The following is a 26000-nucleotide window of genomic DNA, read 5'->3' as shown; positions in this document are numbered from 1 at the left end:
ACCGAGGGCGAGCCCGTTGGACCGATTCCAGGAAATGCAAGTCTTCGCGGCCGTCGCTCAAGATCAAGGCTTTTCGGCCGCTGCGCGGCGTTTGGGCATGTCGGCCGCCAGTGTCACCCGGGCGGTGGCAGCACTGGAAAAACGCATCGGGACGCTGCTGCTGACGCGCACCACCCGCAGTGTGTATTTGAGTGAGGCGGGTCAGCGTTATCTCGAAGATTGTCGGAGGATTCTCTCTGAGGTGCAGGAAGCCGAGGATTCGGCGGCAGGCAGTCACGCCCAGCCCCGTGGGCTACTGACAATGACCGCGCCAGTGCTGTTTGGTGAACTGTTCGTCACGCCGGTGATGGTGGGTTACCTGACTCAGTTCCCTGAAGTCTGCATCAATGGCTTGCTGGTCGATCGAGTGGTGAGCATGGTCGAGGAGGGCATTGATGTAGCGGTGCGCATCGGAGAGCTGCCCGATAGCAACCAACATGCGATTCGGGTTGGTGAGGTGCGGCGGGTCATCTGTGCGTCGCCGGAACTTCTGGCGACCCAGGGTCGGCCTCGACACCCGCAAGATCTGGCCCAGGCACCGATTATTGCGACGTCCGCCATCGGTCAGATGAGAACCTGGCCATTCCTCGAAGCGGGAGAGCCATTGAGCGTTCGACATGAGCCGCGTCTGGTGGTGACGTCGAATCAGGCAGCCATCACCGCGGCATGCCTGGGTCTGGGATTTACCCGAGTCCTGTCTTATCAGGTAGCGAGCAAAGTGGCGGACGGTGAGCTGGAAATCATCCTGGCAGATTTTGAACTGCCTCCATGGCCCATCCATGTGGTTTATCAGGGCGGCCGCAAAGCCTCGGCGCGGGTTCGCAGTTTTGTGGACTTTACGGTAAAGGCGCTACGCGAGCATCCGGCCTTGCAGGGCTGATGGTTTATTGCGCTGGTTGAAATAATGGATTGCGTTTGCTGGTTATTCTGTTGTTTTGGTGGCTGATGGAAGATAGCTCCTACTGGCGCTGAACATTACTTGACTGCGCCATCACCCAGCGGAGTCGACCATGCAAGCGATCAAACTCTACAACTTCCCACTTTCCGGCCACGCTCACCGTGTGGAGCTGATGCTGTCCCTGCTGCAACTGCCGACCGAGCTGATCTTTGTCGATCTGGCCAAGCGCGCGCATAAACAGCCGGACTTCCTCGCACTCAATGCTTTTGGACAGGTTCCGGTTATTGATGACCAAGGTGTGGTGTTGACCGATTCCAACGCGATTCTGGTTTATCTGGCGCACAAGTACGGTAACGGCCGCTGGTTGCCAGCCGACCCGGTCGGTGCGGCCAAGGTTCAGCGCTGGTTGTCGGTGGCTGCCGGGCCGATTGCCATTGGACCTGCCCGGGCACGGCTGATCACGGTGTTTGGCGCGTCCTACGACGCGCAAGAGGTGATCGCTTATTCCCACGAATTGCTCAAAGTGATCGATCAGGAACTGGCCGCAACGTCGTACCTGGTCGGCAGCGAGCCAACCATTGCCGACGTTTCGGCTTACAGCTACATCGCTCATGCACCCGAAGGCAACGTATCCCTTGAGGACTACGCCAACATACGGGCCTGGCTGGCGCGGATCGAAGCCTTGCCAGGGTTTGTCGGCATGCCGCGCACTGTTGCCGGTCTGCAAAAAACTGTCTGATGCTTTCGGCCCGGCACAGTCGGGCCGTTCACACTGCGCCGATGACGCAGGGGAGAAGCCGTTATGGACCGTACGCCTTGGCATGCTGGCGAGAAACAGTTGCAGGCTCACATTGGTGTTGCCGACCGAATGGAGACGCTCGGTCATAGGGTTATTCGCAATAAGATGCCGGACCAGCACCGCACGTTCTATGAGCAACTGCCGTTCATGCTGTACGGCGCGGTGGATGCCGACGGTAATCCCTGGGCCAGTATTCTTGAAGGGCAACCGGGCTTCGCTCACTCGCCCGAGCCCGGCCTGCTGCAATTCAACGGGCTGCCAGGCGCTGATGATCCTGCGCAATTGACGGAGGGCGCGGCAATCGGCCTGCTGGGGATCGAACTGCACACCCGTCGCCGCAACCGCCTCAACGGCCGGGTCGGCGAAATGTCCGCGAGCGGCTTCGGGGTGACGGTGGAGCAGTCCTTCGGCAATTGCCCGCAATACATTCAATTGCGCCAGTTTCGCTCGGTGCCGCTGGCGGACCCTGCGACTCGCATCGCGCAGCACCTCACCGGGCTGGATGATGCGGCCAAAAACATGATCGCCGGCGCCGATACCTTCTTTGTCGCCAGTTACGTGGACGTCGATGGCCAACGTTCGGTGGACGTTTCTCACCGTGGCGGCCAGGCCGGTTTCGTACAGGTGGAAGGCAATCGCCTGACCATTCCGGATTTCGCCGGCAACCTGTTTTTCAACACCTTGGGCAATCTGCTGATCAATCCCCGGGCCGGTTTGCTGTTTATCGATTTCAATTCGGGAGACCTGCTGCACCTCAGCGGTCGCACCGAAGTCATTCTCGAAGGCCCGCAGGTCGAGGCGTTTCAAGGGGCCGAGCGCTTGTGGTCATTCGAGGTGGAAAGCGTGGTGCGTAGGCCCGCTGCCCTTGGTTTGCGCTGGCGCTTCGACGGCGTGTCACCCACCAGTTTGCTGACCGGCACCTGGGAGCAAGCCAAGGCCAGACTGCAAGCCCAGGCGTTGGGCGATCGTTGGCGGCCGCTGCGGGTGGTGCGCGTCGAAGCGCAAAGCCACAACATTCGCTCGATCTATCTGGAGCCTGCCGATGGCGCCGGGTTGCCGGTGTTTCAGGCCGGGCAGCATTTGCCTCTGCGGTTCAACATTGCAGGCGAGGTGCATATCCGCACATACAGCCTGTCGAGTGCACCGTCCGATGATTTTTTCCGCATCAGCGTGAAGCGTGAAGGTGTGGTGTCCTCGCACCTGCATGAGATTCGCGTGGGTGATCTATTGGAGGCGCGCGCGCCTCAGGGGCATTTCACCGTGGCGCCGCACGAGCGTCGGCCACTGGTGCTGTTGGCCGCCGGGGTAGGCATTACGCCGCTGCTGTCGATGCTGCGGGAGGTGGTTTATCAAGGTCTGCGCACCCGCTACATTCGGCCGACCTGGTTTTTTCAGAGTTCGCGCACGTTGGCTGATCAAGCGTTTCGCCCTGAGCTGGATCGCTTGCTCGACGACGCCGGTGACGCGGTCAGGATTGTGCGCCTGCTCAGTCAGCCGGAATCCGAGGCTCGTGAGGGCGAAGACTACGACCTGACCGGGCGGATCGATACCGCGTTGCTCAAGACCATTCTTGAAGTAGAGGACTACGATCAGCTGGATTTTGTCCTCTGCGGCCCGGGAAGTTTTACCCAGGGGCTGTACGACAGCCTGCGTGCACTGGACATCCGCGATTCACGAATTCACGCCGAAACCTTTGGCCCGTCGACCTTGCGTCGGCAGCCGGACCCGGACGCTGTGGTGATTGAACAACCGCCTGCCGCGACGACTTCGGTACCGGTGGTGTTCGAGCGTTCGGCCAAGGAGGCACGCTGGAACCCCGACGGCGGCAGTTTGCTGGAGTTGGCGGAAAGCCGTGGGTTGCGCCCGGAATTCAGTTGCCGCGGTGGTTCTTGCGGTACCTGTAAGACTCGCCTGATCAGTGGCCAAGTGAATTATCCACAGCCGCCAGCGGAGGTGCCGGACGACGGACACGTGCTGATTTGCTGTGCGATTCCGGCGCAGGGGTCGCAGCCTTTGGTCCTCGACCTGTAGCATCTGCCGGACAGCCTGCGGCCGTGGCTACAAGGGATCAGATTCGTTTATGTATTTTTTAGCTCGACTGTCGGCCTTGCTGGCGGCGCTAGTGCTGCTCAGCGGTTGCGAGCGACAGGACGCGCCACCGCTCGATCAGCAACTCTATGTCTGGCAACGGCAATGGACGCCGGCTCACGAAGCGGCGCTTCAGGACAGCCGCGCCGATTTTTCGACCCTGCGGGTTCTGGCGTTACAGGCATTTCCTCAGGCGGGATGGAGCCGGGCGCGGGTTGATCCGGCGCTGCTCAAACGTGATGGTCGGCCGCTGATCGCGGTGATTCGTCTGGATGGCCAGCTCAAGTCGCTGGATCAGGACGACGTCAGCGCGCAGATCCTGCAGGTGATCGGCGATTGGCAAGGGCAAGGGCTAGTCCTTTCCGGCGTGGAAATCGACCACGATGCCGGCAACGCTCGGCTACCGGCGTATCGGAAATTTCTCACGCGTTTGCGCACAGTTCTGCCGACCTCTTTACCGCTCAGTATTACTGCGTTGCCGGCCTGGCTCGACAGCCCCGAATTGCCTGCATTGTTATCCACAGTCGACAGCAGCGTGTTGCAGGTGCACGCGGTGAGCGATCCGCGTCTTGGCTTGTTCAACGCGGATCAGGCCCGTCAATGGACCAGCGCCTGGAGCCGCATTACCTCGAAACCTTTTTATCTGGCGCTGCCGGCCTATGGTGTGGCGGTGTTGCCAGGGGATAGCGGCGCTCCGAGGGTGGAAAGTGAAGTACCCATCGAACGTGGCGGCAAACGCCGGGAATTGCTGGCCGATCCGCAGCAACTGAGCCGGCTCGCGACCGAATTGCGCAACGACCCACCGGCTCATCTGGCGGGCCTGATCTGGTTTCGCCTGCCGCTGACCAACGACCGCCGGGCCTGGAGCCTGACGACCCTGAGTGCCGTGGCTCGCGGCGATGCCTTGGCCAGTCACTTGGGATTGAAACTCTCGGTGCACGACGGCCTCTATGACATCAGCCTCAACAACCAAGGCAATCTCGACAGCGCTTGGCCCGAACGCCTGACGCTGGCGGTGCAGGGCTGTGATGGCGCTGACGCATTGGCCGGTTATGCGTTGCAACAGAGCCCGGATCTGCTTACCTTCACCCGCCTGCGCGACGGCCGATTGCCGGCCGGTGGGCAGCGCGCCATCGGTTGGGCTCGCTGCACAAAAATTGATCAAGGAGGTTCGCATGTTTACCCGTAACTGGCCTCGCCATCTGCTCTGTCTGAGCCTCAGCTTGCCGCTGGGTTCGGCGTTGGCCTGCGGGCCGGATTTCCCCATGCGCCTGCTGGACAACCGTGGCCAGTCGCTGGCGGAGCTGCCGGAAGGCAACTTCAACGTCGAGATCAACCGCCTCGGGCATGCCATCGCCGGGTTGAAAAACATCTCCGCAACCGCCTACAGCACGGATGCGCCCGATTACGCAGAACAGCGGGACAAGGCCGAACAGGCGGGTTTGACGACTGAACAGCATGCGCTGGTGAAACAGCTTCGCAGCCTGACCGATGCCCGGCAGGTCGAAGAGCAGGGCACGAACCTGCCGGCTGAGCTCAAGCTTTATCTGGCGGGTGCCGTGGCGTTTGCCGCTGGTGATCATGGGCTGGCGGCCGAGTACTTCCAGAAGGTGCTGGCGCTGCCGGCGGATCAACGTCCGTTGCGCAGTACCTGGGCCGCTTACTCGTTGGGTCGGGCGCTATTTGCCATGAATTCAGAAGCGGACGCTGGCCCTGACTGGCTGAATCAATCCCGAAAGGCCTTCGAACAGGCCCGTCAGCTCAGCATCGACGGCTTCAGCGACCCACTGGAGCTGGGCGTCGCCAGCCTCGGCGAAGAGGCTCGCGTCGCCCGCACATCCGGGGACTGGAACAGCGCCATCGAACTCTACGCCATGCAAAACCTGCATGGGTCGGCGGTGGGTTACACCTCTCTGAAGCTGTTGATGGCCGATCTGGCGGCGCTGCCGGAGGATCAACTGGCGGCGTTGCTCAAAGGTAAACCGGTGCAGCAACTGGTAACGGCGTCATTGATCAGCCGCCTGGGCTGGTCATTTGGTGATCAACCGGCGGACGAACTGAAACTGATCAAACTGTTGCAAAACAGTACCCGCGGCAGCCTCGATAACGCTGATCGTCTGGCGGCAATGAATTATCAACAGGGCGACTACGCCAGCGCCAAGGCATTCCTCGAACACGCCGGCGACGGCGGCCTGGCGTGGTGGCTGCGGGCCAAACTGGCGTTGCGCGACGGAGATAAAAACGCGGCGGCTGCGGCGTATGCCAAGGCTGCTCAGGCCTTCCCGCAGAATGAATCCTGGGGTGAGCGGCGCACGCCGGACTGGGATTACGAAACGCTCCAGCCCAAGTGCCGGGTCGAGGGTGAAAGCGCGATCCTGGCGTTGCAACGCGGGGATTACCTGCAAGCGTTTGATCAGCTTTATCGCAGTAAAGCTCTCTATTGGTTCGACGCTGCCACCGTCGCCGAGCGGGTGTTGACCCTCGATGAACTCAAGCAATACGTCGACACCCAAGTGCCGGCGCCAGCGCCGCTCAGTCAGCAGGATCGCGATAACTACGTGCCGTTGTCGGTGGCGGCGAAACTGCGCAATGTGCTCGGGCGGCGTTTGCTGCGTGAAGCGCGCTACGACGAAGCACCGCCGTACTTCGACAGCGTCGATCTGCAAAACAAAGCCAAAGCGTATGGGCAGTTGCGTCAGGAGGCTGAGTCCGCCTGGTGGCCGACTCGACGTGCTGCGGCGTTGTTCAATGCAGCCTCGACAGCACGCGAGTGGGGAATGGAGATTCTTGGCTACGAAATGGCCCCGGATTACGCCACGTTTGGTGGCAATTACAGCCTTGAAAGCAGCGAACTCAAAGTCGGGCCGCTAGTGGCCGAGGGCGAAGTCCAACGTCAGCAGGCTAGCGCTGCCCGGCCCGATCAACGCTTCCACTACCGCTATGTCGCCACGGCATTGGCCAGCCGCGCCGCCGATAACCTGCCTCATACCAGCCAGGCTTTTGCAGCGGTGCTGTGCAATGCGGCGGGCTGGGACACCAGCCTTGAAGAAGAACGCGCCTTCTATCAACGCTATGTGAAAGAAGGCCCGTACGTGGATTGGGCGGTGAATTTCGGTCATCAATGCCCGTATCCCGAGTTCCAGAAGGCCAACAAGCGCTATGTGACCCAAGTCATGGACCCTGCACGCTCGGCACTGCGGCCCTACAAGAAACCGCTGCAATACGGCGGTGTCGTCGTGATCACGGCAGCGGTGCTGTTGCTGATCAGTCGCCGCCGTCGCAAAGCGCAGTAAGGCTCAAGCCTGTTGCACAAAGGTCAGCCGCACCGCGAAGCCGATCAACAGACTGCCAAACAGCCATTGCTGCATGCGCTGAGCCGAGGGACTGCGCTGCAACCAACGGCCGAGCGCAGCACCGGCCAGTGCGTAGGCGCTGTCGAACAGTAAGCCGACGCTGACCAGCACAACGCCCAAGGTCGCGAATTGCGCGAGCACCGGCCCGGCGTGTGGATCGATGAACTGCGGCAGCAGCACCGAGCAGAACAGCAGCGCCTTGGGGTTGAGCAGGTTGGTCAGCAATCCGCGCCGGATTGCGTTACGCCAGCGGGTTTTTTCAATCGTTGCGGCGGCTCCGTTCAGGTTCGGCAGCATCGTGGTCCGCAGACATTGAATGCCGATCCACAGTAAATACGCGGCCCCGGCCAGACGTACCACGTCGAAGGTCCAGGGGGCGGCCTTGAACAATGCGGCCAGCCCCAGCGCCGCCAAGGCCACATGGCAACCTCGGGCGATGCCCAGACCCACGGCGGTGGCCAGCGCCGCGCCTTTGCCTTGGCGGGCACCGGTCTGCAACAGCAGAATCATGTCCGGGCCGGGCAACAGATACACCACTGCAAGCGCCATGAAAAACAGCCAGAGTCCCGCCACGTTGCACCCCATTCGTTGTCGATTCGGTAGGGCCAGTTTAGGGGGGGAGGGCAGGGCAGGTGGTTGCGTAGTTAGCTTCTAAAACGCTTTGGGTTGGCATAACCTGCCACTCAATTGCATGTAAACCATCAGGATCTGCCAAATCATGAAACTGGACGCCTACGACCGCAAGATTCTCGCGGCCCTGCAACGGGACGGTCGCCTGAGCAACGTGCAACTGGCTGACGAGATCGGTTTGTCCGCATCCCCCTGCCTGCGCCGGGTGCGGATGCTCGAAGAAGCCGGGGTGATTCGTGGCTACCAGGCCAACCTGGATCGCGACGAAGTCGGGCTTGGATTGACGGTGTTTGTCGGGGTCAAGGTCGAACGCCACAACGATGAACAGGCAGAGTCTTTTCGCTTGGCCGTGACGGCGTTGCCGGAGGTGATTTCGGCGTTTCTGGTGTCAGGGGAGTCGGATTTTCTGCTGCAAGTGGTGGTGCCGGACCTACGCGCCTATGACCGTTTTCTCACGGGGCGATTGCTGAAATTACCGGGCGTGAGCGATATCCGCAGCAACTTCGCGATTCACACGGTGAAGACGCCGGGGGCGTTGCCGTTGGAACATTTGCCAGCGAACTAAGATCGTTCCCACGCAGAGCGTGGGAACGATCATCAATGAGGCGCCCTACATCTGCGTCGCCATCCCTTCCACATTCATCGCCGCCTGGCGCAAGGCCTCGGAGCGGGTCGGGTGTGGATGGCAGGTCAGGGCAATGTCTTCGGCGGAGGCGCTGAACTCCATGGCCACGCAATATTCGCCAATCATTTCACTGACGCTCGGACCCACGAGATGCACGCCGAGAATTTCGTCGGTGCGCTCATCGGCCAGTACTTTGGCGAAGCCTTCGGTTTCGTGATTGATCTTCGCCCGGCTGTTGGCGGTGAAGGGAAACTTGCCGACTTTGTACGCACGACCTTCGGTCTTCAGTTGCTCCTCAGTCTTACCGACGCTGGCAAGTTCCGGTTTGGTGTAGATCACGTTGGGGATCAAGTCGTAATTGACCTCTGCGGCCTTGCCGACGATCTGCTCGATACACACCATGGCTTCGTCTTCGGCCTTATGGGCGAGCATCGGCCCTGACGTCACGTCACCGATCACCCAGACCCCGGCTGCTTCGGTGCGGTGGCCCTTGTTGGCAAGCATGCCGCGTTTGTCCGTGGCGAGGCCGACGTTCTCCAGCCCCAGGCCTTCGGTGTAAGGTCTGCGCCCGATAGCGACCAACACGTAATCGGCTTCAATCAGCTCGGCGGTGCCACCGGCGGCGGGCTCGACGCTGAGCTGAACGCCGGTCTCGGACGTGGTGGCGCTGGTGACTTTCGAACTCAATTTGAAGTTGATGCCTTGCTTGCTCAACGAACGCTGAAGGGTTTTACCCGCCTCGCCATCGACACCGGGACAAATCCGGTCGAGGTATTCGACCACCGTGACCTGAGCACCCAGTCGCCGCCACACTGAGCCGAGCTCCAGACCGATCACCCCGGCGCCAATCACCACCAGATGTTTAGGCACTTCGGTCAGCGACAATGCGCCGGTGGAGTCGAGGATGCGTTTGTTATCGATGTCCACACCGGGCAGGGGGGTGGGCTCGGAACCGGTGGCGATGATGATGTCTTTGGCGAGCAGCTCGGTTTTTTCGCCGTGCCTGTCCGTCACGGTGACTTTGCCCGGCCCGTCGATGTGGCCCCAGCCCTTGATCCAGTGGACCTTGTTTTTGCGAAACAGAAACTCGATGCCTTTGGTCAGCCCGGCAACGCTTTCATCCTTTTGCTTCATCATCTGGGCGAGGTTGAGGGTGGGTTTGACCTCGATTCCCAACGTGGCGAATTCCGCACCCATGGCCGCGTCGTAGAGTTCGGAAGCATGCAGCAGCGCTTTGGAAGGCATGCAACCGACGTTCAAGCAGGTGCCGCCGAGGGTGGCGCGTCCTTCAACGCAAACCGCTTTCAGGCCCAACTGGCCAGCTCGGATCGCTGCGTTATAGCCGCCGGGGCCTGCGCCGAGAATCACGACGTCATAGGTGCTCATGCTGGTACTCCTGGATGGAACTGGGACCGGGATGGGTAAACGTAGTTCTAGTTTAAAATTACGAACGTAATATGTGCGTTACAGACTATTTCGGTCAAGGCTTCAGCCTGGCAACAGGTTGAGCGTCCTTAAATAAAACGATTTAGAACGGAAATTTCACGATTTTCGTTATATCGTAACGAAATGTGATGTGAGCAACGATAAACACTGGGGTGGTATGCAAGTCGATCTCGATGTCGATGGGACGCAAGTAGCGGGGCTGCCGCGATTCCAGCAGGCGGTTTTTCAAGGGCGGCGATTGCGTCAGCTCGCAATCGGCCTGGGCGCTATCGCAGCGACCGGCTGGGTACTGGCGTTTTTTGTCGGGCTGTTTGCGCCGCAATCACTGTGGCCAGCACTGCTGATCAGTCAGAGCGCCGGTTTGCTGGTGCTGGTCGCTGGACTGCAATCGGCCTGGTGGATAGCACGGTGGCGCGCACAGGCGATGAACCCCGTGGTGCAAGTGGTCGTTGCTGAGGAATTGGTTGCCCCGGAAGGCTGGTACGAACGGCTGCTGGATCGGATCAGCCGGCAATGGCTGAAAATGCTCGGACATATTGGCGCACCGACGCTGTGGCTTGGCGGTTGGTCGCTGTTGATGTTGTTCAGCATCGAACAAGTCTGGAACTTTGCACTGCCGCCCACCGCTCTGGGATTGTCGGCCAGTGTCGGCGCGGCGATATCGTTGCTGCTGGCTTTTGGTCTGCTGGTGCTGGAACGTCAATTGGCCCAGGAAAATGCAGCGCAATGGCCCGAAGCAGGGCCGTTGGCGCAACTGACGCGGGTAGCGATCATTTGCCTGGTACTCAGCGCCTTGTGCCTGTTGTTCGGCAGCGAAACCTCGATCTGGCCGGTGCGCCTGGCGGTACTGATCAGCTTGCTGCCAGGCTTGGTTGCCGCCGAATTGCTGTTGCGTGCTTTGCTGTCGTTGTTCAGTCCGCAGCGTGAACAACTCGAACCCGCGTTGCTGGCGCGAAGCTTCGTCGCCGATATGTTGCGCTGGCCGCCACAACCTTTGCTGGCGTTGCAGCACGAACTGCACAACCGTTTTGGCATCGACCTGCGACAAATCTGGGCCTTCACTTATATGCGCCGTGCGTTTGTGCCGGTGCTGGTGGTGGTGTCAATTGTCGGTTGGCTACTCACCGGCATTCATGAAATACCGCTGCAGGGGCGGGGCATCTACGAGCGTTTCGGCAAACCGGTGGAAGTTTTCGGGCCTGGTTTGCATGCCGGTTTGCCGTGGCCGTTGGGCCGAGTGCTGAGCGTCGAGAACGGCGTGGTTCACGAACTGGCCACCAGTGTCGGCGAAACCTCGGCGCCGGTGGTGGCCGAGCCTGCCGAAGGCCCCGCGCCAGCGATTGCCAATCGCTTGTGGGACGCCAGCCATGTGAATGATAAATCCCAAGTCATCGCCAGCAGCCGCGCCGACAAGCAGAGCTTCCAAATCGTCAATATGGATGTGCGCTTCGTTTACCGCATCGGCCTGAGTGATCAGGCAGCGTTGGCCGCGACATACAACAGCGCTGACGTGCCGACGCTGATCCGCAGTACCGCCAGCCGAATTCTGGTCCACGACTTTGCTTCGCGAACCCTCGACGGGTTGCTTGGCGAGGACAGGGAAGGGCTCGCCGAAGAGATCGGTCGGGCTGTGCAGACTGACTTGCAGAAACTCGACAGCGGCGTGGAAATCCTCGCCACAGTGGTTGAGGCGATTCACCCACCGGCCGGTGCCGCGAACGCTTATCACGGTGTGCAGGCTGCGCAGATTGGCGCCCAGGCCTTGATCTCGCGTGAGCGTGGCGCGGCGGCGCAGGCTACCAATCAGGCGCAATTGCAGGCCAGCATCGTCCGCGATCAAGCGACGGCCAGCGCCCGCGAAATCAACGCGACTGCCCAGGCAGCCGACCTGAGATTCAGCGCCGAGCAAAAAGCCTACGCCACTGCAGGCCAAGCCTTTGTGCTGGAGCAGTACTTCAGCCAACTGTCCCAGGGCCTGGCCAATGCCAGGTTGCTGGTGCTCGACCATCGTCTGGGCGGCAGCACCAATGCGCCGACCATCGACCTTCGTACGTTCACGCTGCCGGCTGACCCCGCGCCGTCGCGTAAAACCGCTCAGCCAGGAGCTGCCAATTGAGCCAGTCGCACTCTCACGATCACGATGACCATGCGGGCCACGATCACGGCCATGGCGGGCATCACCACGGGCATCACCACCACGGTGACCCGCAAGAGGCGGGGCCGTTCCCTTGGCGACGGATGGGCTGGGCGGCCTTGCTGGTCGCTTTCGCTGTTGCGGCAGCAAGCCTGGTGCAAGTGCGTTCGGGGGAGGCCACGGTGATTACGCGCTTTGGTAATCCGTCGCGGGTATTGCTCGAGCCAGGGTTGGGTTGGCGCTGGCCAGCTCCGTTCGAGGCGGCGATCCCGGTGGATCTACGGCTGCGCACCACGTCCAGCGGTTTGCAGGATGTCGGAACGCGCGACGGATTGCGCATCATCGTTCAGGCTTATGTGGCCTGGCAGGTGCAGGGCGATCCGGACAATGTGCAACGCTTCATGCGCGCCGTACAGAATCAGCCGGACGAAGCGGCACGGCAAATTCGCACCTTTGTTGGCTCCGCTCTGGAAACCACGGCCAGCAGTTTTGATCTGGCTAACCTGGTGAACACCGACGCCGATCAGGTGCATATCGCCGATTTCGAAACGCAGCTGCGTCAGCAAATCGATCAGCAGTTGCTGACCACCTACGGGGTGCGGGTGCTGCAAGTTGGCATCGAACGATTGACCCTGCCATCGGTAACCCTCACCGCGACGGTTGATCGTATGCGCGCCGAGCGTGAAACAATCGCCACTGAACGCACGGCCATTGGTAAGCGCGAAGCGGCGCAAATTCGTTCTGCTGCGGAGCGTGATGCTCGAATCGTGCAAGCCGATGCCACGGTGAAAGCCGCCGATATCGAAGCGCAATCTCGCGTCGAAGCCGCGCAGATTTACGGCCGCGCATATGCCGGTTCGCCACAGCTTTACAACTTGCTGCGCTCCCTCGACACCTTGGGCACGATCGTCACGCCTGGCACAAAATTGATTTTGCGCACCGATGCCGCGCCGTTCCGCGTATTGGTTGACGGTCCGCCGACTCTCGAAAACAAGTCCGGGTCGCAGCCATGAGTTTGGTTCCACGTGGAACAATTGAGCTGAGCAGCCCCTGGATTCAAGCCGGGCGATTGGCCTTTCTCGCGTTGTACGCGGTGACAGTGTTGGCCGCTTTGGCTTGGGCATTTTCCAATGTGCGGCAGATCGACCCGCAGAACCGAGCGGTGGTGTTGCACTTCGGCGCGTTGGATCGCATCCAGAATGCCGGTTTGCTTTTGGCTTGGCCTCGACCGTTTGAGCAGGTGATTTTGTTGCCCGCGGCGGATCGGGTGATCGAGCGTCGCGTACAGGATTTACTGCGCACGGATGCCGCGTTGCAGGCAGATCGTGTGGCGAGTTTCGCCACGCCGATCAGCGATGCGCTCGCCGGCTCCGGTTACTTGCTGACCGGTGATGCGGGCGTGGTGCAACTGGATGTGCGGGTTTTCTACAAAGTCATCGAACCGTATGCCTTCGTCCTTCAAGGCGAACATGTGCTGCCCGCGTTGGATCGGCTGGTCACTCGCAGCGCTGTCGCGCTCACTGCCGCGCGCGATCTGGACACCATTCTGGTCGCGCGACCGGAACTGATCGGTGCCGATAATCAGGCAGCCGAAAGACGTGAACGTCTGCGCGGTGATCTGGTGCAACGCATCAATCAACGCTTGGCCGAACTGACATCAACCGGGCAGGGACTTGGAATCGAAGTGGCGCGAGTGGATGTGCAATCGAGTTTGCCCGGGCCGGCAGTCAACGCCTTCAATGCGGTGCTGACGGCCAGCCAACAAGCGGACAAAGCCGTGGCCAACGCTCGCACTGAAGCCGAGAAACTGACTCAGACCGCTAATGAACAAGCCGACCGAGCGCTGCAAGCCGCCCATGCCCAAGCGAGCGAACGGCTGGCCAAAGCCTCGGCCGACACGGCCACGGTGTTGAGTCTGGCGAAGACGCAACAGCAGGGCACCGACCCGCAAATGCTGCTGCGCATCTACCGCGAGCGGCTGCCAAAAATTCTCGGTCAGGCCGGTTCGGTGACCACGGTCAATCCGAAAGACGATTCCCGCCTGATCATTCAGGGAGCTGCACAATGACCGCCCAAACCGACGCCGCACCGAGCATGTTGTCCTCGGCTGAACAGCGCAGCGCTGCACGCCAATTGACCTTGGCGATGCTCGCACTGGGCTTGCTTGCGCTCGGCCTGATTTGGCGCTGGTTGTCGCCGGAGCAGACTGGGGTGAGCCAACTGCTGCTGGGTTTTGCTTCGTTGTTGGTGGCCGTGCCAGTGATGCGTTCGGCGTGGTACAGCCTGCGTTATCCAAGTTTGCACGGCATCACCGATCAGCTGATCGCTCTGGCCTTGCTCGGTGCCTGGGCCACCGGCGATCTGCTGACCGCTGCGTTACTGCCGATCATCATGATCTTCGGCCACGTGCTCGAAGAGCGCAGTGTCATCGGTTCACAGGAAGCGATTCATGCCCTCGGCAAACTCACCCGCAGCCACGCACGCAAGGTTCAGGCGGATGGTTCCATCGTCGAAGTCGACAACGGCACGCTTAAGGCTGGCGACCTAGTTGAGGTGCGCGCGGGTGATCGGGTGCCGGCGGATGGTCAGGTATTGTCTGGCCAGGCGAGCCTGGACACCGCGTCGATTACCGGCGAATCGGTGCCGATGGAGGCGGGCGTCGGCATGCAAGTGTTTGGCGGTGCGATCAACCTCGACGGCCTGCTGCGCATCCAGGTGACCCGTACCGGCAACGAATCGACCCTCGGTAAAGTCATCGCGCTGATGCAAAGTGCCGAGCGTTCCAAACCGCCGATCACGCGTTTGCTGGAACGCTATGCCGGCAGTTACATGGTGCTGGTGTTGCTGCTGGCCGCTGTGACCTGGTTCATCACAAACGATGCCCAGGCGATGCTCGCGGTGCTAGTGGCGGCCTGTCCTTGTGCGCTGGTGTTGTCGGCGCCCGCTACGGCGATTGCCGGTGTGGCGGTGGCGGCTCGGCATGGGATTCTGATTCGCAGCTCGGCGTTTCTTGAAGAGTTGGCGGACCTGACTTCTCTGGTGGTCGACAAGACCGGAACCCTGACCTTCGGCACCTTGCGCCTGCAATCCATCGACAGTCCTCTTGAGGATCGCAGTCACGTCTTGAAACTTGCCGCCAGTCTTGGTTCCGCCAGCAGTCATCCGGTCAGTCGCGCGCTCGCCGGGTTGGTCACTCAGGAACATTTTCTACTGCTCTCGGACATCCACGAACGCCAAGGGCTGGGAGTGGTAGCAATGACCGAGCAGGGCGAGGCGGCGCTCGGTCGTCCGGAGCTGTTCGCGCAACTGGGTATCAACACCTCCGACGTTCCCGACCACGACGGCCCGATTGCCGGGCTGGCGCTCAACGGTGAATTCCTCGCTTGGCTGTTGCTGGCCGACAGCGTCAAACCCGAGGCGCGGTTCGCCTTGAGCGAGTTGCGTGAACTGGGTCTGGGAAGGCAGTTGTTGCTCACCGGTGACCGGCAAAGCGTCGCGCACACACTGGCTCGCGATGTCGGGATCAGTGATGTTGAAGCTCAGGCCTTGCCCGAGGACAAACTCAATCGCGTGCTCAAGGAAATCGGCAGCGGCTTCCGGCCGATGGTGGTGGGCGATGGCATCAACGATTCGCTGGCACTCAAGGCCGGTGTGGTCGGCGTGGCTATGGGCGCGGGCGGGGCGGACATTGCGCTGGCCTCGGCCGACATTGTGCTGATCGGCAGTGACCTGCGACGGCTGGGCACGTGTGTGCGTTTAAGTCGCCAATGCCGGCAGACCTTGCAGGTCAATGTGATCATCGGTTTGGGCTGGACGCTGGCGATTGTGGCCTTCGCTGCATTCGGCTGGCTCGGCGCTGCCGGGGCGATGATTGCAGCGTTGCTGCACAACCTCAGTACGTTGCTGGTGCTGGGGAACGCCGGGCGTTTACTGCGGTTTCAGGAGCCATTACTCAAGCTGAAGGAGGACGATTGAGTACGGCGGGTGAATGCTCTAAACAGCATGATCGCGGGTGTTTTCAACTTTTCAGAACTGTTCGCCAAATCCGTAGTCATCTAGGTGAGGGCAATCACTTCTATGAATTCGCAACGGTTGGTTCAAGCGCTACGACTCATAGAAATCGGCTATTAAATCGATAGCCTGCTATTTTTCAAGGATGTTCTACCCTCACATCAGACGTCTGAAACAAGGGGGACTATCCATGCTCGCGCAACTTCCACCGGCCTTACAGAATCTGCAGTTACCGCTACGCCTGCGACTCTGGGACGGCCATGAATTCAATCTGGGGCCGACGCCCAGCGTCACCATTGTGGTCAAGGACCCACAAATGGTTACCCAGTTCACCCACCCAAGCCTGGACGCGCTCGGAGCGGCGTTTGTCGAAGGTAAACTTGAGCTGGAAGGCTCTATCAGCGATGTGATTCGCGTCTGCGATGAATGGAGCCAGGCGTTGCTGGGTGATCAAGACAGTCAGCCAGTGCGAACCGTCCACGACAAGGAAACCGACGCGAAAGCGATTTCCTACCACTATGACCTTTCCAACGCGTTTTATCAGTTGTGGCTCGACAGCGACATGGCGTATTCCTGCGCTTATTTCGAGACCGGCAGCGAAACACTCGAGCAAGCCCAGCAAGCCAAATTCCGTCACCTGTGCCGCAAGTTGCGGCTGCAACCCGGTGAGTATCTGCTGGATGTCGGTTGCGGTTGGGGCGGGTTGGCGCGGTATGCGGCCCGGGAATTTGGCGCGAAGGTATTCGGGATCACGCTCAGTAAGGAACAACTGGCCCTGGCCCGTGAACGGGTGACCGCCGAAGGCCTGGATGATCTGGTGGAACTGCAACTGCTCGACTACCGCGATCTGCCCCAGGACGGGCGCTTCGATAAGGTGGTCAGCGTCGGCATGTTCGAACACGTCGGACACGCCAACCTGGCGCAGTACTGCAAAACATTGTTTGGCGCGGTGAAAGAGGGCGGCCTGGTGATGAACCACGGGATCACCGCCAAGCACACCGATGGCCGTCCAGTGGGACGCGGAGCCGGCGACTTCATCGAGAAGTACGTGTTCCCTAACGGCGAACTGCCGCACCTGTCGATGATTTCTGCCGAGATCAGCGAAGCGGGGCTGGAGATCGTCGACGTCGAGAGTCTGCGCCTGCATTACGCGCGTACCCTCGATCACTGGAGCGAACGCCTCGAAGATAATCTGGAAGCCGCTTCAAGGCAGGTGCCTGAGCAGGCGTTGAGGATCTGGCGGCTGTACCTGGCCGGTTGCGCGTATGCGTTTGCCAAGGGCTGGATCAACTTGCACCAGATCCTTGCGGTGAAGGCCCACCCGGATGGCAGCCATGAACTGCCATGGACGCGGGACGATATCTACAACCCATAGTGCCCTGTCTCGCAAATACTGTTTGTGAGACAGGACACTAGAGTATCGGCGAGATAAGCCGGGCGATCCGCATGCCGACCTGTTGCAGTCGGTGGGTCTCCCGGCTTTCTTCTTTGGCGACCTCGTGGGCCTGCGCGAAGTCATCATTGAGCATTTGTTCCACCTCGGCGGCAAACGCGCTGTCGACTGTCAGCAACATCACTTCGAAATTCAGCCGGAACGAACGATTGTCCAGATTGGCGCTGCCGATGGCGCTGATTTCGCTGTCGATCAACACGACTTTCTGATGCATGAATCCGGGCTCGTAGCGGAAAACCCGCACGCCGGCCCGCACCGCTTCAAAGGCATACAGGCTGGAAGCGGCATAGACGATCCGGTGATCCGGCCGTGAAGGCAGCAGCAATCGCACATCCACACCGCGCAGCACCGCCAGGCGCAACGCCGCGAAGACGGCTTCATCGGGGATGAAATAGGGGCTGGTGATCCACACTCGTTCTGTCGCCGCATGGATGGCTTCGACGAAGAACAACGAACAGGTCTCGTAGGAATCTGCCGGGCCGCTGGCCAGCAATTGGCACAGCACGCCGTCGTCCGGGTAAACGTCCGGCAAGATCAGTGGTGGCAGTGAACGTGCAGCCCAGAACCAGTCTTCGGCAAAAGATTCCTGCATGCACGCCACCACGGGCCCACGTACTTGCACATGAGTGTCGCGCCACGGTGCCAGGGGCGGTTTCTCGCCCATGTATTCATCGCCTACGTTGTGCCCGCCGACGAATCCCAGCACCCCGTCGACTACTACGATCTTGCGGTGGTTGCGGAAATTGACCTGGAAGCGATTGAGCCAGCCGCTACGAGTCGCGAAGGCTTTGACCTCTACGCCGGCATCGCGCAATGGCTGGACATAACTGTGGGGCAGGGAGTGGCTGCCGATCCGGTCGTAGAGCAAGTAAACAGCAACACCTTCAGCGGCCTTCTTCAGCAACAGGTTTTGCAGGCGCTGGCCGAGTCGGTCGTCGTGGACGATGAAGAATTGAATCAGCACCGCTTCCTTCGCGGTGCTGATGGCCTCGAAAATCGCCTCGAAGGTGGCGTAGCCATTTATCAGCAAGCGCACTTCGTTGTTCGCCAGGCAGGGCATGCGCCCCAGTTTTGGCATGGCCCTCAAGGACGCATAAGCGTTGGAGGCGCGTGCCGTCAGCGCCTCTTCTACCCAAGGTCGCCAGTTCAACTCGGAGATGGCCTTGCGCATTTCTTCGTTGGCCTGGCGCCGGGCATTGATGTAACCATCGAAGGTGCTGCGGCCGAAGACCAGGTACGGGATGAGTGTCAGGTAGGGAATGAACAGCAACGACAGGGCCCAGGCGATCGAGCCTTGGGCGGTCCGAACGGTCAATACGGCATGGATGGCGGCGATCAGGCCCAGGGAGTGCAGCAGCGCGATCAGATAACCGAAAACATGCGGTCCAAAATAATCCATGGGGCAGCCTTGCTCCTGAAGATTCAATGCTTAACAGACCATGTTCCGTGCAGAATGTCGCTATTTAATTGGCCCATGAACCGAAGCCCGTGGCTGACGTCTAACGGCCACTACTGATCAGGAGTTACTCGATGAACGTTCGTCTGCTGGGTTTGGCCGTTGCTTTTGGTTTAGCACTTCCTGTGGCCGCTCAGGCGCAGATGTTGCAGCCCGGTTTGTGGGAAATGACCACAAGTAACATGAAGGTCGATGACCAGAATCTTCCGGATTTGCAGCTGATCCTTGGCCAGTTGCAGGGCCAGATGACCCCGGCACAGCGTGCGCAGCTGGAGAAGCAGGGCATCACCATGGGCGGCAAGGGGATTCGGGCTTGCTTGACGCCGGAACAGGTGAAGACCAACGACATTCCGCTGACCGATCCGCAGTCGGGCTGCAAGCAGGAAATCACCGACCGCACCGGTAATCAGTGGAAATTCCGCTTCAGCTGCCCGAAAGCGCAGGGCACCGGTGTCGCCACTTTCCTCAGTGATCGTGAATTCACCACCAAGGTGAATGGCACCTTCAATGCCACCGGCATCCAGCAGAAGGGTAGTCTCGATACCCGCGCCGTGTGGTTGGGGCAGGATTGCGGGACCGTTAAGCCAAGAGCTTAAAAGCTTCGCGGGGCAAGTCGGATCGCCGCACCGCTCGCTCCTACATGGCTGTGCGGGGGCGGGCTTGATTCAACCATTCACACACTGCCTCAACCGCCATCCTTCCGAAATCCTCCCCGGTACGGCTACGTACACTCACAAACCCGCCTGCCTGTTCCTTCTCCCCAATGACCACCAGATACGGCACTGTCTGACTGTGCTCGCGAATCTTGTGGCGAACCTTCTCGCTACGCAGATCCGCCCTGGCGCGCACGCCGCTTCGGCGCAATGTCTCAGTGACCGATTGTGCATAACCGGCCTGACGTTCATCCATGCTCACGACGATCACGTGTGGCGGCGCTCGCCAGTTTTCCAGCTCCTGTTGGCAGGACCAGCACGTACCGTAAATCCGTTGCGGAAACGTACCGCTGATGTGATCGAGGGCGAACGCTTGCAACACCCGGGTGGCGGGAACGTGTGGGCCAACCGTCAGGTATTCGAAGTCACCCAGGCGATACAGCGAAAATCCTTCAGATGGCGTCGCTCGGGATGATATTTCCCGGCGACGGATCGAATGGTTGGTCGCTGACAGTGCGCGCATGCGCGCTTCAATCAGCGGCAAATCGGCCGAGGTCAGCAACCGTTCGAAAGCAAACTCATAAAAGAAACCGTCGCCCAATGCCGATCCGGTTTGCAGTTGCACATTCGGATGGAGCTGTTTGACGGCCATGGCCAACATCAGCGCGCAGGAGCGGCGAAGGATCTCCAGACCGTCGGGCTCCTGTGGCGTGACGATGCTGATTCGGGCATCAGCCTCGATCATGAATTCACAGTCCACCAACACACCGTTCACCCGACCGGCTACCGCTGCTTTCGCCAGTCCGGCGCCGATACTCGCGGCAAGCTCATACACGGACAACGGCTGGTCGTATTCACGCAATGAACCGTCAGACAAAGTGATCTGGATCATGGTCGGTGTTCTCGAAAGTTTCGATCACGTGTGCTAGCGCATAAACCGTAGTGGTAAACCCAGGCAGTTGTCATTAAGACGTTTGTCGTGACCGCAAGCAGGGCATTGCGATGGCGGTTGCGAACCGTCACGCAGCCCATGTTCAGAACTCGTTCTGCAGGGCTTTGTAGCCGCGTACCAAATCGACGTTGGTACGCGCCACGTCTTCAGAAAACTCCGAAGCGCTGATGCTCACCGGCGGGAACTGCGACAGGTCGGTAGTGGGCCCGATGCGAGTGGTGGAGGGCACATAGAAGTCTTTGGGCAAGTCGCGACCGTCGACGACCGAGTTGTGTCGTACCACGCAACCGTCACCGACGGAGCAGTTGAACAGCACACTATTGAAACCAATGAACACCCGGTCGCCGACCGTGCACGGACCATGAACGATCGAGCGGTGGGCAATGGAGGTGAACTCGCCGATGGTCACCGCCGCGCCTGACTTGGAGTGGATCACCACCCCGTCCTGGATGTTCGAATTGGCGCCGATAGCGATCGGTTCCATCTCGCCCGACTCATCCACTTCATCAGCGCGAATCACCGCATAGGGACCGACGAACACGTTTTCGCCGATCAGCACTTTGCCACAGATGATTGCAGTTTTGTCCACGTACGCAGACTCCGCAATCACGGGCAGATCACCCGAAGGATTTTTGCGGATCATGGTTTGCTCAACGCATCGTACAGCGTGTTGAGGTTGTATTCGAACAGCCCGGTGAAGGTGCTCGCCGGACCGGTTGCCGCGAGGGCATCGGAGTACAACGTGCCACCGATCTGCGCGCCGCTTTCGTCGGCGATCTGCTTGAGCAGACGGGCGTCCTTGATGTTTTCCATGAACACCGCTTTGACCTTGGCCTGACGAATCTGGGTGATGAGCGCAGCGACTTCGGTAGCTGACGGTTCGCGCTCAGTGGACAGACCTTGAGGGGCCATGAAGTCGATGCCATAGGCTTGTCCGAGATAACCGAACGCGTCATGGGACGTCACGATTGTGCGATTGCCTGGTGGCAGCGAACCGAGCTTGGCCATGGCGTCGGCGAGCAGGGCGTAGATCTGTTTGAGGTAGGCCTGGCTGTTGCGTTCGTAGTCGGCCTTGTTCGTCGGGTCGGCGGCGATCAGTGCCTTGGTGATGTTGCTGATGTACAGCTCGGAGTTCGCCAGATTGTGCCAGGCGTGCGGATCGGGAACGGTCTCGCCGTCTTCATCCAGCGAGCGCGGGATGACGCCATGGCTCGCGCTGATAACCGCCGCTTTGGTCTCGGTGCTGGTCACCAGACGGTCCAGCCATGGCTCGAAACCCAAACCGTTTTTGATGATGAGTCTGGCTTTCAGCAATGCCTTGGCATCGTCTGGCGTCGGCTCGTAAGTGTGAGCATCGGCATCGGGGCCGACCATGTCGGTGATATGAATATGATCGCCGCCGACTTGATGGGTCATGTCGGCGAGGATGCTGAAGCTGGTGACTACCTGAAGTTTCTCTGCGGCGGACAGCGACATCGACAGCATCAAACTGAACAGCACGAGTAAAGCGCGCATCGGGTAACACCTCATTGGGATGTGAGCAAAGGCGGGCGGCGCAGCAAACCGTGCACCGGTCCAAACACCACGGACAGAAGATACAAACCGCCCGCCACCAGCACGATCGCCGGGCCGCTGGGTAGCGAGCAGTAGAACGACAGCAGCAAGCCGAGCCACACCGAAAGGCAGCCGAGCACGGCGGCGATGGCGATCAGCACGGGCAAGCGACGACTCCAGAAGCGAGAGGCGGCGGCAGGCAACATCATCAAGCCGACCACCATCAATGCACCGATCGCCTGGAAGCCGATCACCAGATTCAGCACCACCAGGGTCAGGAATACGCCATGGGCAAGAGGGCCGAGTCGGCTGACGGTTTGCAGAAAGAGCGGGTCTAGGGTGTCGAGCAGCAGCGGCCTGTAGATCAGGGCCATGGCAGCCAGACTGAATCCAGAGACCCACAACATGCCGGTCAACGTGGGCCCATCGACTGCCAGTGCCGAACCGAACAGCAGGTGCAACAAGTCCAGACGTTTGCCGGCGATGCCAAGGATCAGCACGCCAGTGGCCAGGGAGATCGGGTAGATCGCGGCAAGGCTGGCGTCTTCTCGCAGGCCGGTTCGACGGGTGATCCAGGCGGCGAGTCCGGCCATGCCGAGACCGGCACCGAGGCCGCCGATGGTCAGCGCCGGCAAACTCAACCCGGCAAACCAGAAGCCCAGTGCAGCGCCAGGCAGAATGCCGTGAGCCACCGCGTCGCCGATCAGGCTCATGCGCCGCAGGATCAGAAACACGCCTAACGGTGCCGTGCTGCAAGCCAGAACGAGGCCGCCGATTAGCGCCCGGCGCATAAACACGAACTCGTGGAACGGTTGCCAGAGATGAGCGGCAGCGATCATCAAGCCACCTGCGTTTGTGGTTGTTGATGGATCAGATCAATGCTCGATCCCAGGATGCAGCCGCTGCTTTTGATCAGCAGCGTTTGTGAAATATGTTGGCGAACGGCGGCCAGGTCATGGCACACGACGACCAGGGTTCGGCCTTCGGCGTGCCAGGCGTGGATGTGTTTCCAGAGCAGCGCCTGACCGAGTTCGTCGAGGGCAGCGTGGGGTTCGTCGAGCAACAACAGCGGCGCTTCGGTGAGGCTCAAACGGGCGAGCAGGGCGCGCTGCAATTCGCCGCCGGACAGGGCCATCAAGGGGCGCTGTTCCAAACCGCTCAGACACCAGTCTTCCAAGACCGATTTGAGCCGTTGACCGCGGATCTCTGGCGTTTGCTTGCTGCCCCAGAAACCGGCAGCCACCAGCTCCTGGAGGCTGATAGGGAACTGCCGGTCCAGGTGTTGTTGCTGGGGGAGAAATGAGAGCGAACCCTTGCGTGGAACATCCAGCACGACTTTTCCCGTCAGTGGCTTTAGCAGACCCCCGATGACTTTCAACAGGCTGCTTTTACCCGAGCCATTGGCGCCGATGATGGCAGTCAAACTGCCCTTGGGAAATTCGAAATCCACGGCGGGCGTCAGCGGTTGGCCCGGCGCACCCCAACGCAACGCTTGGCAACGGATCATGCAACCTCCCAATTCCATCGGCTTTCGGCGACGGCATCGTGGGCGTGGAGGCTTTCGGCATGGACGACTCGCAGGTGGAAGGCGTTGACGCCGGGGGAGCGTTTCAAGGCCAGATTCAAACGTCGCGCGGCGTCTTCGCAGAACATGAGGTTTTGACCATTGGCCAGGGCGAATGCTTGTTCGTCGGCGCGTTTTACTGCGGTTTGAACGGCAGTGCCGAGCGCTGCTTCGGCGTCGTCGATGATCGCGATAAATGGCAGGTCATCCAGACCGTCGTCTAAACGCAGATGCAAATTCGCATTACTGCGTTGACTATGCGGCGTCGCGACGATGCCTTTTGTGGAGCCGAGCCAAGCCAACACATCGGCATGTTGCAGTGCCCGGTTGGCGAAATCATCGATGAATTGCTGCTGAATCAGTTGCCGGGAAAGGGCTGCTGAACACGGGCAGGTTGAGGAATAAGGAACGTCGATTTTTAGTTCCACGTGGAACATCGAGTTTTTTAAACGTGCTTCGATGCTCACCGGATACTTTTTCCAACCGGCTAATGGGCTGATCAGCGCCGGTCTTTTGAGCAGCAAATCGGTATGAATTTTCAAGTGAGCGCTGTTCGACAGGCCTTCATGGGAATCAAGAAAACTCTGCAACACTCGCCGCATCAAGGCAGGTGTGAGGTTTTTCTGTTCGAGCATTTCCAGCGCCAAGTACAGCCGCGACATATGAATGCCGCGCGCTTCTTCATCGTCGAGGCTCACGCCGGCGTCGGCCGTTGCACTCAGTCGTTGGCCATCGAATAAAACCGGAAGAGCAATGCCGCACATGCCCACCCACTCAAGTGGCAGGGCTTGGCGTGAGGCCTGCGCGGCGATATCCGGCAGAGTCAGCGCATTCATGAGCAAGTCCATCGTGGGGATCGATTTCAAATGTTATGTTATTACATCAAATTCGACCATGCCTTTTTCATGAACGGGCTTTCATCATGTACAGACGTCACTTGCTCAGCCTGATACTGGCCAGCGCGGCTTTCGCTTTACCCTTTGGCGTTTGCGCCACACAAATTCGCATCGCGCGCCTCTGGCGTTCGGATAACAAGCTGCGATTGGTGTTCGACCTCAGCGGCCCGGTGCAGCTCAACAGCTTTCTGTTGCCGCCACAGGGCGGGCAGGGGCATCGACGGGTGCTCGACTTGAAGGTTGCTACGCCAGTACATATTGCGGCGGCACCTGAGGCGACAATCGATAAGGCTCACCCCAAGCGCGACATCATCGTGGTGGTCGACCCCGGTCATGGAGGCAAAGATCCAGGCGCGGTCGGCGCCAAAGGCGAGCGTGAGAAAGGCGTGGTGCTGTCCATCGCTCAGCTGTTGGCTAAACGACTGAAACGCGAGAAGGGCTTCGACGTAAAGCTGGTGCGCAACGCGACTTCTTCGTGCCGCTACGCAAACGCGTGGAGATTGCCCGCAAGCACAACGCTGACATGTTCATCTCGGTGCATGCCGATGCTGCGCCGCGGCTCACCGCGTCAGGGGCGTCGGTTTACTGCCTGTCGGAGGGCGGCGCGACTTCGGCCACAGAGCGCTTCATGGCGCAACGGGAGAACGGCGCAGATCTGTTGGGCGCTACCAGCCTGCTGAACCTCAAGGACAAGGACCCGATGCTCGCCGGGGTGATTCTCGACATGTCGATGAATGCGACGATTGCGGCGAGTTTGCAGTTGGGCAGCACAGTGCTCGGGAGTCTGGCGGGCATCACGACGTTGCATCAAAAGCGTGTGGAACAGGCGGGATTCGCGGTGCTGAAATCGCCGGACGTGCCATCAATCCTGGTGGAAACCGGGTTCATTTCTAACGCTCGCGACAGTCAGCGACTGGTCACAGCACGTCATCAGCCGGCCGTGGCTGATGGTTTGTTCGAAGGATTACAGCGCTATTTCCAGAAAAATCCTCCGGTAAACAGCTACATCGCCTGGCAGCAAGAGCAGAAAAAGAATCAGGCTTAACAGCCAGCGATTCGGCTGCAGATGAACTTGCCGCTGCTGCCACCAGAGCTGGAAAACCGATTGATGGTGGTCCAGCCGACGCGGCGGTTGTAGCCAACCCAGGCTTCGCCATCGGAAGCGAGCCCGGTGAAGAACGTGAGTTGGCCGTAGCGACTGTTGGTCTGCACCCAGTGGCGTTTTGTAGCCGCTTCGAAACCCCGCAGATAGATCGTGCTTGCGACAGTGTTGACGCTATAGGCGTTGCCGTCGGCGTCCACACAGGCAAGCAGATTGGCGCTGCGCGTGCATTTGGCCAGGCTCGGCGTTTGCGCCATAGCGTCGGCGGCCGCCAGTAATGCAAGGCTCATCAACGCCACTTTCAGAACAATACGCATAGGATTTCTCACGGACCGAACGGGCTTGAG

The 26000-nt window shown here is 60.1% G+C and carries 22 protein-coding genes and 2 pseudogenes; 13 read left to right on the top strand and 11 right to left on the bottom strand.

Annotated features, from left to right (window positions below; all coding sequences use genetic code 11):
* Positions 1-16 precede the first annotated feature (16 nt).
* The 5 genes from FQ185_RS23825 (at position 17) to FQ185_RS23805 (ending at position 7117) form a co-directional block, all read left to right on the top strand.
* Complete coding sequence (locus tag FQ185_RS23825; protein ID WP_149419571.1) at positions 17-919, top strand: LysR family transcriptional regulator; 903 nt, start codon at positions 17-19, stop codon at positions 917-919.
* A 130-nt stretch (positions 920-1049) separates the two neighbouring features.
* Entirely contained in the window at positions 1050-1676 is a 627-nt protein-coding gene (locus FQ185_RS23820) for a glutathione S-transferase family protein (RefSeq protein WP_149419570.1), read from the top strand.
* A 63-nt stretch (positions 1677-1739) separates the two neighbouring features.
* Positions 1740-3767 carry a pyridoxamine 5'-phosphate oxidase family protein gene (locus tag FQ185_RS23815; RefSeq protein WP_149419569.1) on the top strand — a complete coding sequence of 676 codons (2028 nt, stop codon included), beginning with the start codon at positions 1740-1742 and terminating at the stop codon, positions 3765-3767.
* Positions 3768-3816: 49 nt separating this feature from the next.
* The gene (locus tag FQ185_RS23810) at positions 3817-5013 is read left to right on the top strand and encodes a DUF3142 domain-containing protein (protein WP_149419568.1); all 1197 of its coding nucleotides are present in this window, start codon (positions 3817-3819) and stop codon (positions 5011-5013) included.
* On the top strand, positions 5000-7117 hold the full coding sequence (locus FQ185_RS23805; RefSeq protein ID WP_149419567.1) for a hypothetical protein: 2118 nt from the start codon (positions 5000-5002) through the stop codon (positions 7115-7117). The genes FQ185_RS23810 and FQ185_RS23805 overlap by 14 nt, the downstream gene beginning before the upstream one ends.
* A gap of 3 nt (positions 7118-7120) precedes the next feature.
* Here the strand turns inward: FQ185_RS23805 and FQ185_RS23800 are convergent, their stop codons facing one another.
* Positions 7121-7750 (bottom strand): LysE family translocator, encoded by a 630-nt coding sequence (locus tag FQ185_RS23800; RefSeq protein ID WP_149419566.1) that lies wholly within the window; start codon positions 7748-7750, stop codon positions 7121-7123.
* Between the two features lie 145 nt (positions 7751-7895).
* On the opposite strand from FQ185_RS23800, the gene FQ185_RS23795 reads away from it, so the two are divergent.
* Entirely contained in the window at positions 7896-8372 is a 477-nt protein-coding gene (locus tag FQ185_RS23795) for an Lrp/AsnC family transcriptional regulator (RefSeq protein ID WP_033059662.1), read from the top strand.
* A gap of 45 nt (positions 8373-8417) precedes the next feature.
* Here FQ185_RS23795 and lpdA read toward each other — a convergent pair whose 3' ends face one another.
* Positions 8418-9818 carry a dihydrolipoyl dehydrogenase gene (gene lpdA, locus FQ185_RS23790; RefSeq protein ID WP_149419565.1) on the bottom strand — a complete coding sequence of 467 codons (1401 nt, stop codon included), beginning with the start codon at positions 9816-9818 and terminating at the stop codon, positions 8418-8420.
* Between the two features lie 217 nt (positions 9819-10035).
* Here lpdA and hflK (FQ185_RS23785) point away from each other — a divergent pair, with 217 nt between their 5' ends.
* From hflK (FQ185_RS23785) to cfaB, 5 genes are all read left to right on the top strand, one after another.
* Positions 10036-11994: a protease modulator HflK gene (hflK, locus tag FQ185_RS23785; protein ID WP_149419602.1), complete on the top strand. Its 1959-nt coding sequence runs from the start codon at positions 10036-10038 to the stop codon at positions 11992-11994.
* A complete protein-coding gene (gene hflC, locus FQ185_RS23780) occupies positions 11991-13025 on the top strand; it encodes a protease modulator HflC (protein WP_149419564.1) in 1035 nt (344 codons plus the stop codon). Before hflK (FQ185_RS23785) ends, hflC begins: the two co-directional genes overlap by 4 nt.
* Complete coding sequence (gene hflK, locus FQ185_RS23775; RefSeq protein ID WP_149419563.1) at positions 13022-14080, top strand: protease modulator HflK; 1059 nt, start codon at positions 13022-13024, stop codon at positions 14078-14080. The genes hflC and hflK (FQ185_RS23775) overlap by 4 nt, the downstream gene beginning before the upstream one ends.
* Entirely contained in the window at positions 14077-15987 is a 1911-nt protein-coding gene (locus tag FQ185_RS23770) for a cation-translocating P-type ATPase (RefSeq protein WP_149419562.1), read from the top strand. The genes hflK (FQ185_RS23775) and FQ185_RS23770 overlap by 4 nt, the downstream gene beginning before the upstream one ends.
* A 226-nt stretch (positions 15988-16213) precedes the next feature.
* Complete coding sequence (gene cfaB / locus FQ185_RS23765) at positions 16214-17398, top strand: C17 cyclopropane fatty acid synthase CfaB (protein ID WP_149419561.1); 1185 nt, start codon at positions 16214-16216, stop codon at positions 17396-17398.
* 37 nt (positions 17399-17435) lie between these two features.
* Here the strand turns inward: cfaB and cls are convergent, their stop codons facing one another.
* Both cls and FQ185_RS31185 read right to left on the bottom strand, forming a co-directional pair.
* Positions 17436-18875 (bottom strand): cardiolipin synthase, encoded by a 1440-nt coding sequence (gene cls / locus FQ185_RS23760; RefSeq protein ID WP_149419560.1) that lies wholly within the window; start codon positions 18873-18875, stop codon positions 17436-17438.
* Positions 18876-18898: 23 nt separating this feature from the next.
* Positions 18899-18979: pseudogene (locus tag FQ185_RS31185) on the bottom strand (CRISPR-associated DxTHG motif protein); the annotation flags it as partial.
* 27 nt (positions 18980-19006) lie between these two features.
* Here FQ185_RS31185 and FQ185_RS23750 point away from each other — a divergent pair.
* Entirely contained in the window at positions 19007-19528 is a 522-nt protein-coding gene (locus tag FQ185_RS23750) for a DUF3617 domain-containing protein (protein WP_149419559.1), read from the top strand.
* 40 nt (positions 19529-19568) lie between these two features.
* Here FQ185_RS23750 and FQ185_RS23745 read toward each other — a convergent pair whose 3' ends face one another.
* The 6 genes from FQ185_RS23745 to folE2 form a co-directional block, all read right to left on the bottom strand.
* Complete coding sequence (locus FQ185_RS23745; protein ID WP_149419558.1) at positions 19569-20477, bottom strand: His/Gly/Thr/Pro-type tRNA ligase C-terminal domain-containing protein; 909 nt, start codon at positions 20475-20477, stop codon at positions 19569-19571.
* 142 nt (positions 20478-20619) lie between these two features.
* The gene (locus FQ185_RS23740) at positions 20620-21180 is read right to left on the bottom strand and encodes a DapH/DapD/GlmU-related protein (protein ID WP_149419557.1); all 561 of its coding nucleotides are present in this window, start codon (positions 21178-21180) and stop codon (positions 20620-20622) included.
* Positions 21177-22052 carry a metal ABC transporter substrate-binding protein gene (locus FQ185_RS23735; RefSeq protein WP_149419556.1) on the bottom strand — a complete coding sequence of 292 codons (876 nt, stop codon included), beginning with the start codon at positions 22050-22052 and terminating at the stop codon, positions 21177-21179. Before FQ185_RS23735 ends, FQ185_RS23740 begins: the two co-directional genes overlap by 4 nt.
* 11 nt (positions 22053-22063) lie before the next feature.
* Positions 22064-22930: a metal ABC transporter permease gene (locus tag FQ185_RS23730; RefSeq protein WP_149419555.1), complete on the bottom strand. Its 867-nt coding sequence runs from the start codon at positions 22928-22930 to the stop codon at positions 22064-22066.
* Positions 22930-23598 carry a metal ABC transporter ATP-binding protein gene (locus tag FQ185_RS23725; protein ID WP_149419554.1) on the bottom strand — a complete coding sequence of 223 codons (669 nt, stop codon included), beginning with the start codon at positions 23596-23598 and terminating at the stop codon, positions 22930-22932. The genes FQ185_RS23730 and FQ185_RS23725 overlap by 1 nt, the downstream gene beginning before the upstream one ends.
* Entirely contained in the window at positions 23595-24491 is an 897-nt protein-coding gene (gene folE2, locus FQ185_RS23720) for a GTP cyclohydrolase FolE2 (protein WP_149419553.1), read from the bottom strand. The genes FQ185_RS23725 and folE2 overlap by 4 nt, the downstream gene beginning before the upstream one ends.
* Before the next feature lie 86 nt (positions 24492-24577).
* Between folE2 and FQ185_RS23715 the strand changes: the two are divergent.
* A pseudogene (locus FQ185_RS23715) lies at positions 24578-25596 on the top strand (N-acetylmuramoyl-L-alanine amidase).
* On the opposite strand, the gene FQ185_RS23710 reads toward FQ185_RS23715, so the two are convergent.
* On the bottom strand, positions 25593-25970 hold the full coding sequence (locus FQ185_RS23710; RefSeq protein WP_149419552.1) for a glutamine synthetase: 378 nt from the start codon (positions 25968-25970) through the stop codon (positions 25593-25595). The pseudogene FQ185_RS23715 and the gene FQ185_RS23710 sit on opposite strands and share 4 nt — an antisense overlap.
* Positions 25971-26000: the final 30 nt, after the last annotated feature.

The sequence above is a fragment of the Pseudomonas sp. ANT_H12B genome (assembly GCF_008369325.1).
Classification (GTDB): domain Bacteria; phylum Pseudomonadota; class Gammaproteobacteria; order Pseudomonadales; family Pseudomonadaceae; genus Aquipseudomonas.
Note: the sequence above shows the minus strand (reverse complement) of the source record. Positions and strands in the feature narration are given on the sequence as shown.